1 protein-coding gene is annotated in these 461 nt (G+C 61.4%); it reads left to right on the top strand.

The window, feature by feature from the left end:
- On the top strand, window positions 1-219 hold a 219-nt coding region (locus XcuCFBP2542_RS19070), incomplete at its 5' end, for an XVIPCD domain-containing protein (protein ID WP_338117683.1).
- Window positions 220-461 lie beyond the last annotated feature (242 nt).

The following is a 461-nucleotide window of genomic DNA, read 5'->3' on the forward strand; positions in this document are numbered from 1 at the left end:
GACCATGTTATACCCAGCAGGAGCGGCGATGGCTTCTTTGCGGTCCAGGGCGAGATGACCGACCCAACAATGCAGCGGGTGTTCGTGGATCGTTCCCAGGCGCAAGGGCAGTCGCTGGAACACAGCAGCCGGCAGGTTGCCGAGGAGAGCCAGCGTCAGACGCAGCAAACTGCGCAGCAGACCCCGCAGCCTCCCGACACACGCGGCCCGACGTTGTAAGGAGTACGGCAGCGCGCAATCAATGGCCCCGGCATTGCCGGGGCCATTGTTTTTGGGGCGGCGGAATGGGCATGGATCCTTGCATTAAGCCCTAGTTCACTCGGATTGATAAGACGTCACGACGCGCTGAAGGTACTGGAACGCAACAAGGGCATGATGATTTCCTCCGGGGACAAGTCCTCCAGCCAGATCCGCGACCTGGACCTGGCGATGGATGACGTGGCCTCGGGCAACTTCGTGCT

Origin of the sequence: Xanthomonas cucurbitae (assembly GCF_002939885.1) — a bacterium.
GTDB lineage: Bacteria > Pseudomonadota > Gammaproteobacteria > Xanthomonadales > Xanthomonadaceae > Xanthomonas > Xanthomonas cucurbitae.